Origin of the sequence: Amycolatopsis mongoliensis (assembly GCF_030285665.1) — a bacterium.
GTDB classification, from domain to species: Bacteria; Actinomycetota; Actinomycetes; order Mycobacteriales; family Pseudonocardiaceae; genus Amycolatopsis; species Amycolatopsis mongoliensis.
Window position 1 is genome coordinate 4,323,955 of sequence record NZ_CP127295.1, and the last position, 14,637, is coordinate 4,338,591.

General features: G+C 70.7%; 15 protein-coding genes. 11 read left to right on the forward strand and 4 right to left on the reverse strand.

The annotated features are described in order from the left end of the window. Positions 1 to 127: 127 nt before the first annotated feature. Positions 128 to 1,042: a LysR family transcriptional regulator gene (locus QRX60_RS21180; protein ID WP_286002490.1), complete on the reverse strand. Its 915-nt coding sequence runs from the start codon at positions 1,040 to 1,042 to the stop codon at positions 128 to 130. Between the two features lie 103 nt (positions 1,043 to 1,145). On the opposite strand from QRX60_RS21180, the gene QRX60_RS21185 reads away from it, so the two are divergent. Then, positions 1,146 to 1,841 carry an SDR family oxidoreductase gene (locus QRX60_RS21185; RefSeq protein WP_286002491.1) on the forward strand — a complete coding sequence of 232 codons (696 nt, stop codon included), beginning with the start codon at positions 1,146 to 1,148 and terminating at the stop codon, positions 1,839 to 1,841. Between the two features lie 101 nt (positions 1,842 to 1,942). Next, the gene (locus tag QRX60_RS21190; RefSeq protein WP_286002492.1) at positions 1,943 to 2,605 is read left to right on the forward strand and encodes a hypothetical protein; all 663 of its coding nucleotides are present in this window, start codon (positions 1,943 to 1,945) and stop codon (positions 2,603 to 2,605) included. Positions 2,606 to 2,607: 2 nt separating this feature from the next. Here QRX60_RS21190 and QRX60_RS21195 read toward each other — a convergent pair whose 3' ends face one another. Beyond that, the gene (locus tag QRX60_RS21195; protein ID WP_286002493.1) at positions 2,608 to 3,048 is read right to left on the reverse strand and encodes a GNAT family N-acetyltransferase; all 441 of its coding nucleotides are present in this window, start codon (positions 3,046 to 3,048) and stop codon (positions 2,608 to 2,610) included. Positions 3,049 to 3,187: 139 nt separating this feature from the next. Between QRX60_RS21195 and QRX60_RS21200 the strand changes: the two genes are divergently transcribed. The 8 genes from QRX60_RS21200 to QRX60_RS21235 all read left to right on the forward strand — a co-directional run bounded on the left by QRX60_RS21200 (position 3,188) and on the right by QRX60_RS21235 (position 10,653). Beyond that, on the forward strand, positions 3,188 to 3,409 hold the full coding sequence (locus QRX60_RS21200; protein WP_286002494.1) for a hypothetical protein: 222 nt from the start codon (positions 3,188 to 3,190) through the stop codon (positions 3,407 to 3,409). Positions 3,410 to 3,671: 262 nt separating this feature from the next. Continuing rightward, a complete protein-coding gene (locus QRX60_RS21205) occupies positions 3,672 to 4,553 on the forward strand; it encodes an SIS domain-containing protein (protein ID WP_286002495.1) in 882 nt (293 codons plus the stop codon). Then, positions 4,550 to 5,458 carry a 1-phosphofructokinase family hexose kinase gene (locus tag QRX60_RS21210; protein ID WP_286002496.1) on the forward strand — a complete coding sequence of 303 codons (909 nt, stop codon included), beginning with the start codon at positions 4,550 to 4,552 and terminating at the stop codon, positions 5,456 to 5,458. Before QRX60_RS21205 ends, QRX60_RS21210 begins: the two co-directional genes overlap by 4 nt. After that, positions 5,458 to 6,300 carry a class II fructose-bisphosphate aldolase gene (locus tag QRX60_RS21215; protein WP_286002497.1) on the forward strand — a complete coding sequence of 281 codons (843 nt, stop codon included), beginning with the start codon at positions 5,458 to 5,460 and terminating at the stop codon, positions 6,298 to 6,300. The genes QRX60_RS21210 and QRX60_RS21215 overlap by 1 nt, the downstream gene beginning before the upstream one ends. Positions 6,301 to 6,384: 84 nt before the next feature. Continuing rightward, entirely contained in the window at positions 6,385 to 7,761 is a 1,377-nt protein-coding gene (locus QRX60_RS21220; RefSeq protein ID WP_408630275.1) for an ABC transporter substrate-binding protein, read from the forward strand. Beyond that, positions 7,761 to 8,717, forward strand: a complete 957-nt coding sequence (locus QRX60_RS21225) for a carbohydrate ABC transporter permease (protein WP_286002499.1) — start codon at positions 7,761 to 7,763, stop codon at positions 8,715 to 8,717. Before QRX60_RS21220 ends, QRX60_RS21225 begins: the two co-directional genes overlap by 1 nt. After that, positions 8,698 to 9,606 carry a carbohydrate ABC transporter permease gene (locus QRX60_RS21230; RefSeq protein WP_286002500.1) on the forward strand — a complete coding sequence of 303 codons (909 nt, stop codon included), beginning with the start codon at positions 8,698 to 8,700 and terminating at the stop codon, positions 9,604 to 9,606. The genes QRX60_RS21225 and QRX60_RS21230 overlap by 20 nt, the downstream gene beginning before the upstream one ends. Before the next feature lie 6 nt (positions 9,607 to 9,612). Beyond that, positions 9,613 to 10,653 carry an ABC transporter ATP-binding protein gene (locus QRX60_RS21235; RefSeq protein WP_286002501.1) on the forward strand — a complete coding sequence of 347 codons (1,041 nt, stop codon included), beginning with the start codon at positions 9,613 to 9,615 and terminating at the stop codon, positions 10,651 to 10,653. An 819-nt stretch (positions 10,654 to 11,472) separates the two neighbouring features. Here QRX60_RS21235 and QRX60_RS21240 read toward each other — a convergent pair. Then, positions 11,473 to 12,702: an HNH endonuclease signature motif containing protein gene (locus QRX60_RS21240; protein ID WP_286002502.1), complete on the reverse strand. Its 1,230-nt coding sequence runs from the start codon at positions 12,700 to 12,702 to the stop codon at positions 11,473 to 11,475. Positions 12,703 to 12,985: 283 nt separating this feature from the next. Here QRX60_RS21240 and QRX60_RS21245 point away from each other — a divergent pair, with 283 nt between their 5' ends. After that, entirely contained in the window at positions 12,986 to 13,771 is a 786-nt protein-coding gene (locus tag QRX60_RS21245) for a DeoR/GlpR family DNA-binding transcription regulator (RefSeq protein ID WP_286002503.1), read from the forward strand. A 1-nt stretch (position 13,772) separates the two neighbouring features. Here QRX60_RS21245 and QRX60_RS21250 read toward each other — a convergent pair whose 3' ends face one another. After that, a complete protein-coding gene (locus tag QRX60_RS21250; protein ID WP_286002504.1) occupies positions 13,773 to 14,585 on the reverse strand; it encodes an SGNH/GDSL hydrolase family protein in 813 nt (270 codons plus the stop codon). Between the last annotated feature and the right edge of the window lie 52 nt (positions 14,586 to 14,637).

Sequence of the window (14,637 nt, forward strand, 5' to 3'; positions counted from 1 at the left end):
CCGGTAGGAGCAAGCTAGCCGATGGAACCGAACTTTGGCGAACGGCACAGCGAAATCGAGGCCGCGAAGCGAAGTTCGTCCTGATGGCACAAAACCTTCGTAGGGAATCTGTCACATTCACCAGGACTTAACGGGTCGCTGAGGAGAGTTTGTCCAGCAGGACACCGGGCACGGTGATCCCGCGGTGGCGCACGTCCGAAGAAAACCGCCGGACGAGCGAATCCGACGGCGTCGCGGTGAACGTGACGACATCGCGGTGCAGAACCGGCTTCAGCCGCCGCAGCGCTCCCGCGAACGTGCGGGTCAGCGCGGTGGTCGGGACCAGCGCCACGCCCAGTCCGGCCGTCGCGAGCTGCGCCGCCGTCGCCGCCTGCTTCGTCCGCATCACCGCGCCGAGCACGGTTCCGCGCCGCGCCGCCTCCTCGTCGAGCCAGCTCCCGAGACCGTTGTCCGGGTGGTAGTGCACCACCGGCACCCCGGCCAGGTCGGCCATCGGTACCGCCGCCCGGGTGGCGAGCGGGTGGTCGGCGGCCAGCGCGACGACGATCTCCTCGCGCCCCACGACTTCGGCCGCGCCGGTCCAGCGGCTCGGCCGCGGCCCGACCGCGACGTCCGCTTCGCCCGCCTCCAGGGCCGCCACCAGCGCGTCCGCACTCGTCGTCTCGGTCAGCGTGATCAGCACGCCCGGGCGGTACCGGTGCCAGCTCCGCAGCACCGGCGCGAGCAGCCCGGCCGTCATGCTCTCCGCGCAAGCGATCCGCAGCGTGCCCTCGCCGCCGCCGGCGACCGCGCGCCCGGTCCGGACCACGCGCTCGGCGGCGGCCAGCGCCGCCCGCGCGTCGGCGAGGATCGCGCGCCCGGTGGCGGTCGGCCGGACCCCGCGCGGCAGCCGTTCGAGCACCGGCGTGCCCAGTTCCCGTTCGAGCGCGCCGATCTGGTGCGACAGCGCGGGCTGCGAGAGGTGCACCCGCGCGGCCGCCTCCGTGATCGACCCGGCGTCGAGCACCGCGACCAGGCACTCGAGCGCGCGCAGGGTAGGCATTCGCCGATTCTATCGCAGTCATCGAAAACATTCGGATCGCGACGGGACTGTTCCGGCCGCCTGCCGCGCTGACTCCGGTGTGCGAGACGAAAGGAGCACGGAAATGTCGTTCGAAGGAAAGCGGCTGGTCGTCGTCGGCGGTGGGTCGGGGATCGCGCGCCGGATCGCGGCGGACGCGCACGCGGCGGGCGCCGAAGTCACCTTGGCGGGGCGGAATCCGGCGCGGATCGACGTTCCCGGTATTCGCGCCGCGTTCGCGGACCTCGGGGACGAATCGTCGCTGAAAGCGCTTGCCGCGGAAACCGGGGAACTCGACTACCTGGTCACGCTCGCCGGGGCCCCGGCGAACGGTCCGGTCGCGGCGCTGGAGCGGGACGCGGTCACGCGGGCCTTCGACGCGAAGGTGATCGGGCCGCTCATGCTGGCCAAGCACTTCGCCCCGCGATTCCGGGACGGCGGCGCCATCGCGTTGTTCTCCGGCGTCGCGGCCTGGCGGCCCGCGCCCGAGCGGACGGTCATGGCCACCACGAACGGCGCGGTCGCGTTCCTCGCGGAAGCGCTCGCGGTCGACCTCGCCCCGATCCGCGTCACCGCGATCTCCCCGGGCATCGTCGACTCCGGTGCGTGGGACCGGCTCGGCGCCGGGAAGGACGATTTCTTCCGCCGGACCGCGGACGCGAACCCGGCGCGCCGGGTGGGCCGCACCGCGGACGTCGCGGCGGCGACCTTGCAGGTGCTGGCGAATCCGTTCATCACGGGCACCGTGCTGCACGTGGACGGGGGCGGCAGGCTCGGCTGAAAACTCTGGGTGAGCGAGCCTTTACAGGACCCGGAACCATTCCTATGATCGGCCGGCCGGACGCAGTGCCCGCGTCCGGTCGGCCCAGGGTGGAGGGTTTGATGGCACGCAGGGCTCCGCGCAGCGAAGCGGTCACCGTAGCCGAGTTGCTCGTCCGGTCCGCCGCGGCGCACGACCGCCACCGCACGGCGGGCACCCCGGCGCGGCACCGGGAAAAACCGCAGGTGCTGCGCTCGTTGGCCCGGCTGCGGGTGTTCTCCGTGGTCGCCGGCGCGCTGGCGCTGACCGGTGGGGTCGCCACCGCGGTGTCGATGCCGGTCGAGCGGGGCGCGGGAGCGGTCTGGCCGCCGGCCGGCCTGGAACCCCCGGCGGCCGCGCTGGTGCCGTTTTCCGCGGACGTCGTGGTGCCGCCCGCGAAGCCCGCTCCGGAATCCGCACCGGCACCTGTCGATCCGGGCGGAATAGTTCCGGCTGCCGTCCATCAGGAATCGAATTCCGGACTCACGCCCGCCCATCGCGGAAAGCTCGCGAAAGCGGTCAAGATCGTCGGGAAGGGTGTCGGCACCGCAGTCGGCAAGACGGCCGGGAAGGGGAAATCACCGCACCCGCCGAAGCAGGCGGCTCCGGTGCGGCACGAAATCCCGGACGTCCCGATCTGGTCGCGCGGCCGCCCCGGCGGTCCGCCCGACTGGCAGGCGATGTCCGGTGGCCACCGCCCGGCGGACGGTCACCACTGCGGCGGCGGTGGCCGCCACCGCCGATGACGTCAGCCGTCGAGCGGGATCTGGTACTGCATGAACCCCTTGTCGAGGGCGACCTGGTCGTAGAGGCGCCGCGCGGTGGTGTTCGACGTCTGTGTGTGCCAGTAGACGCGGACGCAACCCCGCTCGCGCGCCCAGTCGGCGACGGCTTCGATGAGTGCCCGGCCGACCCCGCGGCCCCGCGCCCGGGAGTCGGTGAACAGGTCCTGCAGGTAGCAGACGTCGGCGGACGTCGTGCTGACGTGCGTGAAGAAGTGCGCGATGCCGACGAGTTCGCCGTCGAGCCGCGCGCCGAGCGCGTGCATCCGCTCGCCGCCGGCGAACTCGCGCCACGCGCGGTCCATCAGTTCGGGTGCGAGCGTCCTGCCGTAGAACGTGTTGTAGCCGGCGAACAGGTTTTCCCAGGCCGGACGGTCTTCCGCGGTGAGGCCCCCAAGGGTGATCATGCGCCGAGGCTAACGCTCCGGTTGACCGGTCCGGCGAACACGCCGGACACAACTGGCCAGTAAGGTGACGAACCCGAATTCGATTCATAGAATCAGCAGCCATCAGGTCCCGGCAGGCCCAATTCAGCGGAGGTTCCCGATGGCGCGCACGGTGCACCGTGCCAGTGGCAAGCCCGTCACGGTGGGGGAGCTGATGCTCCGGCCGGACGTTCACGGCCGGCGCCGGCCCGAGGACCTGGAGGTACTCGAGCTCGCCTATCGGATGCGCCGCCGGGTCGGCCCCGAACCGGTCGTCGCCCGGACGCCGCGTTCGCGCGCGCTGGCCGTGGTCACCGGTCTCTGGCGCCGCAAGCCGCGGTAGCCCGCCGGCTTCCGGCTCCCCGCCTCGGTCCCCGAGGCGGGGCTCGCCGGCCTTCGAGCCGGTCCCGCTCGATCCGCGCAGTGCAAGCTCTCCCTACAGGCCACCCTCGCCGAGGGTGGCCTTTTTCGTGTCTCCGGTCCCGCGTCGTCTGCACGCGCGTGCGCACTCACTGCGTGAATATGCTCGATATGCCGATTGACGATGCACAAAACTGCACCTACCGTGACAGCTGTTGCGCGTAACCGGCACGGATGGGGAGTTCATGAGCGGGACCTTCATGGCGGCGGAGATCGCCAGCCAGCCCGGCTGCTGGCGGGAGGCCGGCGCGTTCGCCGCCGCGAACAGCGGGCGGCTGCCCGCGCCGGGGGCCCGGGTGGCGGTCGTCGGCTGCGGCACGTCGTGGTTCGTCGGCCAGGCCTACGCCGTGCTGCGCGAAACCGCCGGGCTCGGCGAGACCGACGCCTTCGCCGCGTCCGAGTTCCCGGCCGGCCGCGCCTACGACCACGTGCTCGCGCTGAGCCGCTCGGGCACCACCACCGAGGTGCACACCCTGCTCGCGAAGCTGCGCGGCCGGACGAAGACCACGGCGATCACCGGCGTGCCCGCCGCGATCGCGGGCGCCGCCGGCGCCGTCGTCGACCTGTCCGCGGTGGACGAACGCTCGGTCGTGCAGACCCGGTTCGCCACCACGGCGCTCGCGATGCTGCGCGCGCACCTCGGCGAGGACCTGACCGACGTCGTCGCGCAGGCCGAACGCGTCCTGGCCGAACCACTGCCGGAGTCGCTGGTCGGCGCCGCGCAGTTCAGCTTCCTCGGCACCGGCTGGTCGGTCGGGATCGCGAACGAGGCCGCGCTCAAGTTCCGCGAGGCGTGCCTGCTGTGGACGGAGTCCTACCCCGCGTGGGACTACCGGCACGGCCCGATCAGCATCAGCGAGCCGGGCCGCGTGACCTGGATGTTCGGCCGCGCGCCGGACGGTCTCGCCGACGACGTCCGCCGCGCGGGCGGCACCTTCGCCGAGAGCGGCCTCGACCCGCTCGCCGATCTCGTCCGCGCCCAGCTCGTGGCCGGCGCGATCGCCCGGCGCAAGGGCCTGGACCCGGACCGCCCGCGCAGCCTCACGCGATCCGTCGTCCTCACATGATCGTCACCGTGACGCCGAACGCCGCGCTCGACGTCACGTACACAGTGGACAGTCTGGTGCCCGACGCCGTGCACCGGGCGCGCGATGTCCGGCACCGGGCGGGCGGCAAGGGCGTGAACGTCGCCCGCGTGCTGCACGCGCTCGGCGCCGACGTTCGCGCAGTCACCACCGCGGGCGGCGCCACCGGGGCCGCGTTCGCCGCCGACCTCGGCGCGGCCGGGCTGCCCGCGGACCTGGTGCCGATCGCCGGCGAGACCCGCCGGACCACGACCGTGCTGTCCGCGGTGGACGGTGCGGTCACGCTCCTCAACGAACCGGGGCCGGAGCTGAGCGCGGCCGAATGGGCGCTGCTGGCCGAGCGCGTCCGCCGCCGCGAACCCGAGGTGCTGGTCTGTTCCGGCAGCCTGCCGCCGGGTGCGCCGCCGGACGGCTACGCGCGGCTGCTCGCCGGCGCGACGTCGGTTTTGGACACTTCGGGCGCGGCGCTGCTCGCCGGGCTGGCCGGGCGGCCGACCGTGGTCAAGCCCAACAGCGAAGAACTCCGCGAGGTCACCGGCCTGGCGGATCCGGTCGCGGCCGCGCAAGAGCTGCGCGGAGCCGGGGCCGGCGCGGTCGTCGTGTCGCTCGGGGCCGACGGCCTGCTCGCGGTGACGGCCGCGGGCACCTGGCACGCGACGCCGTCGAGTGTGCTCACCGGTAACAGCACCGGGGCGGGCGACGCCGTGGTCGCGGCGCTCGCGCTCGGGCTCTGCCGCCGCGAGCCGTGGCCGGAGATCCTGCGCCGGGCCGTCGCGCTGTCCGGCGCGGCCGTGCTCGGGCCGCTCGCCGGCGACGTCGACTTCGCGCACTACCACCGGGAACGGGAGCTGGTCGCCGTGCGCGCCCGGCCGGAACGGGAGTCCTGATGCCTCTGGTGACCACCGGGGAGATCGTCGCGGAGGCCGTGTCGGCCCGGCGGGGCTGCGGCGCCTTCAACGCCATCCAGCTGGAACACATCACGGCGATCGTCGAGGGCGCGGCCCTGGCGGACGCGCCGGTGATCGTGCAGCTCAGCCAGAACGCCGTGCGCTACCACGGCGCGCTGGCACCGATCGGGGGCGCCGCGCTGGCCGCGGCCCGCGCGGCCGAGGCCCGCGTCGCCGTGCACCTCGACCACGCCGAATCCCGCGAGCTGGTGCGCGAAGCCGTCGCGCTCGGGTTCGGTTCGGTCATGTTCGACGCGTCCAAGCTGGACTATGCGGACAACGTGCGCGAGACGCGCGAGGTCGCCGCGTTCTGCCACGACCACGGCGTCTGGGTGGAGGCCGAGCTCGGCGAGATCGGCGGGAAGGACGGCGTGCACGCGCCGGGCGCCCGCACCGATCCCGGCGAGGCGGCGGAGTTCGTCGCGGCCACCGGGGTCGACGCGCTCGCGGTGGCCGTCGGCAGTTCGCACGCCATGCTGACCCGGGACGCCGCCTTGGACTTCGACCTCATCGCGCGGCTGCGCGAACGGGTACCGGTACCGCTGGTGCTGCACGGCTCGTCCGGGGTGCCGGACGAAGGGCTCGCCGAAGCCGTGCGGGCGGGGATGACGAAGATCAACATCGCGACCCAGCTCAACAAGGTGTTCACCGCGGCGGCCGCGGGCGACTGGCGCGCGCACCCGGAGCGCGTCGACCCGCGGAAGTACCTGGGTGCCGGACGCGACGCCGTCATGACCGAAGTGCGGCGATTGTTGCGAGTGCTTGTGTTGACAGATGCTTGAAAGCCCATAAAACTGCGCACTAATGCGCAGAACTTGCGCGATATTCGATCGACCGGGTGGTGGCGGATGCGACGAAGCAAAGTCATGGCGTGTGCGGTGGGGGCCTCACTCCTCCTGGCGGGCTGCGGCGGAGGCGCTGACACGGGCAGTGGATCCGGCGAGAACGCGCTGCCCGGGGTCGACCAGTACCTCACCGCGCCGTGCCCGGAGGCGGCGGTCAAGCCGGCCACCGACAAGGAGTTCACCTACTGGGCCATGTGGACCGCCGACGAGCCGCAGGGCAAGGTCCTCCAGAAGGCGTTCAAGTGCTTCCAGGAGAAAACCGGCGTCCAGGTGAACGTCCAGTGGCTCGGGCGCAAGGCCTACACGCAGAACCTGGTGCCCGCGCTGAACACCGACGCCGTGCCGGACCTGTTCGACCAGGACGTCAGCAAGGTCGGCGCGGCCATCGTGACGCCGGGCGGCACGCAGAGCGTCGACGACGTCTTCGCGATGAAGGTCGGCGAGGGCGGAAAGACGGTGAAGGACGTGCTTTCGCCCAGCTCCTACGACTTCGCGCAGAACAAGGACCACGAGGGCCACAACTTCATGGTCCCCTACACCGTGCAGTCGAGCGCCTGGTGGTTCGACAAGAAGGCCGCGGGTGACGTCCAGCAGCCCAGGACGATGGACGACCTGGTCGCGTTGTTCGACAAGGCGAAGGCGGACGGCAAGGCCGCGATCAGCCAGGACGGCGACATCCCGTTCTACAACATGTACTTCTTCACCCAGCTCGCCGAGCGGTACGTCGGCGCGGGCGGGCTGAACAAGGCGGCGACCGACAAGACCGGTCAGGCGTGGCAGAGCGACCCCGGCTTCCTCAAGGCCGCCACCGAAACCGCGAAACTGCCGAAGTACTTCATCGACGGCTGGGACGCGGCGAAGTTCCCGCAGGTGCAGCAGCGCTGGGCCGACGGCGACTCGCGCTACCTCTACGTCGGCACCTGGGCACCGAGCGAGACGCGCGAGTACCTGGACAAGCAGGGAACCGGGACGAAGATCGACTACGGTTCGTTCCAGTTCCCGATGCCGGCCGGTGCCACGCACGACACCGTCGAGCAGATGTCGATCGGGTTCGCGGTGCCCAGGAAGGCCCGGCACGCCGAGGCCGCCAAGGCGTTCATCGCATACTTCCTGAACAAGGACATCCTGTCGGGCATCCCGGCGGTGGCCGACAACCTCGTGCCGCGCGCCGACCTCGCCGTGCCGGACGACCTCAAGCAGGTCAAGGCCGCGATGGACGACCCGAAGAAGGAGCACGTGCTGCAGTACGACGGGATCGACGGCGTCGCGGGCGGCAAGTGGCAGACCGATGTGTTCGACCCGGCGGACACCGCGTTGCTGAAGGGGCAGCTCAGCCCGCAGCAGTTCGTGGACCAGCTGGCCGTGAAGGGTGCCGAGTTCTGGAAGAACCAGAGCTGATGGCGACGCTCACGACGGCGCCGGCGCCGCGGGTTTCGGAAACCCGAGACGCCGGCGGCGCGCACCTGCGCCGCAAGAAGCGGCTGTTCTGGCCGTTCGCCGCTCCGGCTTTGGCGCTGTACCTGGCCTTCTTGGTGCTGCCGACGCTCGCGACCGTGGTCCTGAGCTTCACCGCCTGGGCCGGCGCGGGTGACACGCCGCAGCCGAACGGCGTCACCAACTACACGCGGATGTGGGCGAGCGACTCGTTCCAGTACGCCTTCCGCAACACGCTGGTGTACGTCTTCCTCGGCGGCGTCGGCACGTTCGCGCTGGCGTTCCTGTTCACCATGGTGCTGCGGGACATGCGCGGCGGCAAGGTCGTCCGGGCGATCCTGTTCTTCCCCAACATCGTGGCGCCGGTGGCGCTCGGCATGTTCCTCGGGTTCGTGTTCAAGTACCAGCCGGGCAAGCAGGGCCTCGCGAACTTCGTGCTGGAGCACGCCGGTGCGGACGCGGCGAAGTTCCTGGCGCCGGCCAACGTGACCGGGGTCGTGACGGCGTCGCTGATCTGGGCCAGTTCGGGCTTCTACATCACGATCCTGATGGCCGCGGTCGACCGGATCCCGCCGTACCTCTACGAGGACGCCGAGCTGGGCGGCGCGTCGCCGTGGCAGAAGTTCCGGAACATCACGCTGCCGATGACGTGGGACGTCGTCGGCGTCGCCGGGGTGCTGTGGACGATCAACGCGCTGAAGATCTTCGAGCTGGTGTTCGTGCTGGCCGGGCCGGGCACGTACGCCCCGCCGAACCAGGCGTGGACGCTCGGGATCTACGTGTTCGACCGGACCTTCGGCTCGAACGGCACGCCGGACTTCGGGGCCGCCTGCGCCTGCGCGGTGGCGATGATCGCGCTGGTGTCCGTGCTCGTGGTGCTGCTGAGGCGGGTGATGCGCCGTGACGCTCTCCAGTTCTGAGACGCGCGTCCGGAAGGTGCCGCGCAAGCCGCGGCCGGCACCGGGCTCGCGGCGGCTGAACCCGCTGCGGCTGCTCGGGTCCTCGATCGTCTGGCTGTTCACCGCCGGCAACGTGCTGGTGCTGTACTGGCTGGTCACGGCGGCGTTCAAGACGCCGGTGGAGATCTTCACGAAGCCGTTCGCGCTGCCGTACCAGTGGTTCCACCTCGGCAAGCCGTTCCGCAACTTCGCCTACGCGTGGACCAACGCGGGGTTCGGCGACGCGGTGCTGACGACGGTGGTGCTGGTCGGGCTGGCGACCGTGGCGACGGTGGCCGTGTCGGCGCCCTGCGCGTACGCGCTGACCAGGCTCGGCGTGCGCGGGTCCGGGCCGCTGACGAACGTGGTCGCGATCGGCATGGGCGTGCCGTTCCAGACGGTGATCATCCCGCTGTTCGTGGTGCTGAGCCGGATCCACCTGGACAACGAGTACGGGCTGTTCGTGCTGTACGTCGCGTTGTCGATCCCGTTCACGGTGTTCCTCCTGACGGGGTTCTTCCGCTCGCTGCCGGACGAGCTCGAGGAGGCGGCCGCGCTGGACGGCGCGTCACCGGTGCGGACCTTCTTTTCGGTGATGCTGCCGCTGGCGCGCGGCGGGCTGATCACGGCGTTGACGCTGAACGCGATCGGCCTGTGGAACGAGACGCTGCTGGCGATCGTGTTCCTGAAGGACCAGGCGCACTTCACGCTGTCCCGCGCGCTGTTCACGTTCTACGGAGCGGCGAGCTACCAGTCGGAGTACGGCGGCCTGATCGCCGGCGTGGCGATCGTGGTGCTCCCGATGCTCGTGCTGTACCTCGTGCTCGCCCGCCGGATCATCTCCGGCCTGACGCTCGGCGCCGGAAAGTAGGACACGATGGCCACGGTGAGTTTCCAGGACACGACCCGGTTCTACGCGGGAGTGGACCGCCCGGCGGTCGACGGACTGGATCTTTCGGTTTCCGACGGGGAGTTCCTGGTGCTGGTCGGCCCGTCCGGCTGCGGCAAGTCGACGACGCTCCGGATGCTGGCGGGCCTGGAGGGCGTCGACGACGGCTCGATCCACATCGGAGCGCGCGATGTCACCGCGGTGCCGCCGAAGGACCGGGACATCGCGATGGTGTTCCAGAACTACGCGCTGTACCCGCACATGACGGTCGGGGAGAACATCGGCTTCCACCTGAAGCTGGCCCGCGTCCCGGTGCCGGAGCGTCGTCGCCGGGTTGCCGAGGCGGCGGCGTTGCTGGACCTGACGGCGTACCTGGACCGCAAGCCGGCGCGGCTGTCGGGCGGCCAGCGCCAGCGGGTGGCGATGGGCCGGGCGATCGTCCGCGAGCCGAGCGTGTTCCTGATGGACGAGCCGCTGTCCAATTTGGACGCACAGTTGCGAGTGCAGACGCGGACGCAGATCGCTTCGCTGCAACGCCGCCTGGGCGTCACAACGCTGTACGTGACGCACGACCAGGTCGAAGCGATGACGATGGGCGACCGGGTGGCAGTACTGCGCGACGGAGTGCTGCAGCAGTGCGACACCCCGATCGGCCTGTTCGCCCGCCCGGCGAACGTGTTCGTGGCCGGGTTCATCGGGTCGCCGGCGATGAACCTGCTTTCGACGACGGTGGACGGGCCGTGGTCGGTCCCGCTGACGCCCGCTCAGCGTTCGGCGTTGACGGGACCGGGGTTGGTGGTGGGGGTCCGCCCGGAGGGGTGGACGATCGGGTCCGGGGTCGACGCGGTGGTCGAGGTGGTGGAGGAGCTGGGGAGCGACCAGTATTTGTACTGCCGGGCCGGGTCGGAGGTGCTGACGGTCCGGACGCCGGGGATGGCGCCGTGGCAGCGGGGAGAGCGGATCAGGCTGGCGCCACAGAGGGAGTCGGTCCACCTGTTCGACTCGGCGACGGGTGCGCGGTTGCCTTGACGGTGTCTTTTGTCCGGCGCTCGGTTTCGGGGGTGGTTTTGGGATTCCCGGCGCTGGGCGGGGGTGGTGGCGAGTAGCTGCTGACGTGGGGGCAGCAGTTCGGATGCAGGCTCGGTGCAGGGCTCGCCGGTTTCGGGCGGTCTGGGGTTGGTGGTGTCGCGGTTGTGGTTGTGCGGGGTCGTGCGGCGGCGGGGTGGCTGCTTGGGGATGCAGGGTGGGTACAGAGAGCGGGCTCATCGGTTTCGGGCGGCCGGGCTGGGTGGTGTCGCGGTCGGTGGTCGCGCGGGCCCATGCGGGTTCACTGGCGTTGGGTGGTTGCTCGGAGATACGGGCTGGGGTATTCGGCTCGCTCGCGTCCGGGTGAAGCGAGTTCGGCGGCGTTTCTGTGCGCCGGTGAGCAGCCCATCGATGATGGTGTCGGCGGCCGACTGGTTGCGGTGGCGCTTCTGGGAGACGAGGCCTGCTGATGGCTCGGCGAACTGGTTCGCGAGTCGGTACCTGGTCCTCGGGTTCGGTTGGGGAGAGCCGGCCGAGGTGGCGGGTCCGCGAGAGGAGCTGATCGCATGCGGCGCGTCGCGGAGTACTCGAAGTCGGGCTGGTCGTGATGGGGGGACTCGTGCTTGTCAGCGACGGGGTGACTCGTGGTGGCGAGATGATGCCTGCCGGCGGCGAATTGTTCGGGGCGGTTGCACGTCCTTGGGATCTTCGGGTTCCCGGTACTCCCGATACTGATAGTGGTTCGTGAGGGGTGGGCCTGCCCTTGAGCGTGGGTGTAGGCCCGTAGCCGGTGGCTGCGGGGCCTTTCCCCTCTTCGGTTGATCAGGCGGCGAACGGTAACGGCTCGTGGAGGTTGTTGCGCCTGGGTTTTCGGCGTTTGTCCAGGAACACCGGTGGCAGGAACTCGGGGAGGCCGTCGGCGGCGATGCGGACTTGCCAGCCGGAGCGGTGCAGCAACCGGTGGTGGTGGCCGCACATCAGGACCAGGTTGCCCAGCTCGGTCGGCCCGCCATCTGCCCAGTGCCGGATGTGGTGGCCCTGGCAGTGGCGAGGCGGGCGATGGCAGCCGGGGAACGCGCAGCCGCGGTCGCGCAGGTACAGCGCGCGGCGGAGGCCGGGTGAGACCAACCGCCGGAGACGACCGAGGTCGAGGGGTTCACCCTTGCCGCCCAGCACCGCGGGGATGATCTGGCAGTCGCAGGCATGGATCCGGGCTTCGGCCGCGGAAATCGTGCCAAGGTCGCCGAGGGTCGCCTGGCCGACACCGGACTTCAAGTCTTCCAGGGAGACTGCGACCATGACGTGGGCTCGTTCGCCCGCCTGCATCGGCAGGTCCGGGGAATTCAGGGCGAGGTCGATCGCGTCGGAGAAGGCGTCGCCGTAGCGTTCCTGCGGGGAGCGGAAGTCGGGGCCGTCGTCGGCTCTGCGGCGTTCGGCCAGGGAATCCAGCAGGGCGCTGGCGCGGGCGCCGGTTTCGTCGTCGAAGCGGCCCTGAAGTTCCCAGATCCCGGTTCTTTTGCGGCGCAAGGAGAGTTCGCGGCCGGGGGTGGCCGGTTCAGCGGTGTCGGGTTCGGTGCCGTCGGGATCGAGGTGGGCCAGAATGCGGGCGCCCAGTGCGGCGACTTGCTTGTGCCCGGCGTCTTCGGCGAAGGACAGCAAGTCTCGTTCGGCGTTATCGCGGTGTTCGGGCGGAACTTGCGTCATGACACCGACGATGGTGTCGATCATCGGGGTGCTCAACCGGCCGTCCAACGCGGCGTTGCCGGTGGCGGGAGCGACGGCGGGGATGGGAGTGCCGTCGAGATTGCGGCTCGGCGTGAGGGCTCGGGCTCGTTTGACCACGTTCTCGGCGGCGGCCTTGGGAACGTCGGCGAGATGCTCGAACAACCGGCCGACAGACCGGTAGCCGAAGAGTTCCATGACCCCGCGAGACTCGATTTCCACGAGCAGGGCACCGATCTCGGCCTCGGCAGAGCGCACGACGGTGAGCAGCGCGGAGATGCGGTCGGCCAGGGCCACCGCATCCGCTTTCCACACCGTTTCGCTGTCCACGCACCAAGATTACCGACATCCGAACGCATGTTCATCACACGAAAGGCTGGTCCAAACGAAGCCCGGCAGAGACACCGTTGCGTGGGGAATCGACGCTCCGCACCGAGCCGATTCCCCACGCCCCGGCGAGGCCGCATCTTCGAAACCCCGGCTAGACGAAGCCGGCGCGAAACGGCGTGCCGCGTGCAGCGACCACCGCCGATGCAGCATACTGCTCGAAACGGCGGCCAACAGCGCAACCTCGTGCGCGATGAGCCGTCGAAGGCACGAGGGAGTACTGCCGATGGCCCGGCACGAACGGTTGAGCACCCTGCTGGACATGCTGGGGCAGCGGGAAAAGATCGACGTCGAGGACGTCGCCGCGGAGTTGGACGTCTCGGCCGCCACCATCCGGCGGGATCTCGACCACCTCGCCGAACAGCAGCTGCTCACGCGCACCCGTGGGGGCGCCGTCGCCAACGATCTTGCCTACGACCTGCCGCTGCGCTACAAGACCGCCCGGCACGTTCCCGAGAAGCAGCGGATCAGCGCCGCCGCCGCTGCCTTCGCGTCGAAGGGCATGGTCGTCGGCCTCAACGGGGGTACCACCACCGCGGGGGTCGCCCGGGCGCTCGCCATCCGGTCCGACCTGGGCGGACGGGGTGACGCGCCGGGGCTCACCGTCGTCACCAACGCGCTGAACATCGCGCACGAGCTCGCCGTGCGGCCGAACGTCAAGATCGTCGTCACCGGTGGGGTCGCGCGGCCGCAGTCGTTCGAACTGAGCGGGCCGCTGGCCACGCGCGTCCTCAGTGAGCTCACCATCGACCTGCTGTTCCTCGGCGTCGACGCCTTCGATCCCGACGCCGGCGCGTTCGCCCACCACGAGGGTGAGGCCAGCATCAACCGGCTGATGGTCGAACGGGCCGAGCGCGTGGTCGCCGTCGCGGACGGGTCGAAGCTGGGCCGGCGCGCCTTCGCGCGGATCTGCGAGACGACGCAGGTGGACGCCCTGGTCACCGACACCGACGCCGATCCGGAAGTCTTGCGGGCCTTCGAAGCCGCCGGGGTCGAGGTTCAGGCCGTCTGAGTCAGCGCGCGAACGCCAAGGCTGCCGTCAGCGCGCGGTGGCCGGCCGCGGTCGGGTGGACGTCGCAGCCGCCCGTCGGCAGCTTGATCAGCAACCCCGCCGCGCACGGGTCGCCGCCCGCGCGCAGGGAAGCCAGGAAGAACGCCGTGAAGCCGTCCGCGATCTTGCCGTGGTAGCGGCGGGTCACCTGCGTCAGCGCCGCGTCGATCGCCTTGACCTGCGCCACCTGGGCCGGGTCCCGGTAGTCGAGCGAGTAGTACGACACCAGCACCAGGTCGCCGCGGTAGCGGGCGCGCACCGCGGAAAGGATCGCCGCGAGATTGCGGCTCACCTGGTTCAAAGCGGCCTGGAAGGAAGCGCCGGTGCAGTGGTCCGGCGTCGTGGCCTGGCACAGGAACATGTCGTTGGCGCCGATCGTCAGCGTCACGAGCCGGGTGTCCCGGTGGGACCGCAGGTACTGCAAGGCGTAGTCGATCTGCGCTCCCGCATAGCCGACGTGCAGGGGGTACGCCAGGCGGTAGCCGTTCTCGCAGCCGTTGCTCGGCGCGCTGACGACCAGCATGCTGCCCGTCGTTTCGCCGGGACAGGACGCGTTGGCGAGCCGGAGCCCGCGCAGCGACGCGTACTTCTCCGCGTAGCCGCTGAAGTCGGCCGCGTTCAGGTAGGCCGCGCCCGCGTTGGGGCGGTAACCGAACGCGACGGAGTCACCGAGCGCGAGATACCCGCCGTCGCGGGATGACGCTTCCGCCGGTGCCGTGGGCAGGGAACTCGCCGCGACGACCGCCGCGGCCATGACGAAGAAGCGACGAAGCATTCTCGGCTCCTCTCCCCGCACCAGTGCGTGGCCGGAACGATTGTGCCTCGTT

Bases quoted from the DNA above. Each gene is read 5' to 3' on its own strand.
- QRX60_RS21180 (WP_286002490.1), bottom strand. From the start codon at position 1,042: ATGCCTACCCTGCGCGCGCTCGAGTGCCTGGTCGCGGTGCTCGACGCC.
- QRX60_RS21185 (WP_286002491.1), top strand. From the start codon at position 1,146: ATGTCGTTCGAAGGAAAGCGGCTGGTCGTCGTCGGCGGTGGGTCGGGG.
- QRX60_RS21190 (WP_286002492.1), top strand. From the start codon at position 1,943: ATGGCACGCAGGGCTCCGCGCAGCGAAGCGGTCACCGTAGCCGAGTTG.
- QRX60_RS21195 (WP_286002493.1), bottom strand. From the start codon at position 3,048: ATGATCACCCTTGGGGGCCTCACCGCGGAAGACCGTCCGGCCTGGGAA.
- QRX60_RS21200 (WP_286002494.1), top strand. From the start codon at position 3,188: ATGGCGCGCACGGTGCACCGTGCCAGTGGCAAGCCCGTCACGGTGGGG.
- QRX60_RS21205 (WP_286002495.1), top strand. From the start codon at position 3,672: ATGAGCGGGACCTTCATGGCGGCGGAGATCGCCAGCCAGCCCGGCTGC.
- QRX60_RS21210 (WP_286002496.1), top strand. From the start codon at position 4,550: ATGATCGTCACCGTGACGCCGAACGCCGCGCTCGACGTCACGTACACA.
- QRX60_RS21215 (WP_286002497.1), top strand. From the start codon at position 5,458: ATGCCTCTGGTGACCACCGGGGAGATCGTCGCGGAGGCCGTGTCGGCC.
- QRX60_RS21220 (WP_408630275.1), top strand. From the start codon at position 6,385: ATGGCGTGTGCGGTGGGGGCCTCACTCCTCCTGGCGGGCTGCGGCGGA.
- QRX60_RS21225 (WP_286002499.1), top strand. From the start codon at position 7,761: ATGGCGACGCTCACGACGGCGCCGGCGCCGCGGGTTTCGGAAACCCGA.
- QRX60_RS21235 (WP_286002501.1), top strand. From the start codon at position 9,613: ATGGCCACGGTGAGTTTCCAGGACACGACCCGGTTCTACGCGGGAGTG.
- QRX60_RS21245 (WP_286002503.1), top strand. From the start codon at position 12,986: ATGGCCCGGCACGAACGGTTGAGCACCCTGCTGGACATGCTGGGGCAG.
- QRX60_RS21250 (WP_286002504.1), bottom strand. From the start codon at position 14,585: ATGCTTCGTCGCTTCTTCGTCATGGCCGCGGCGGTCGTCGCGGCGAGT.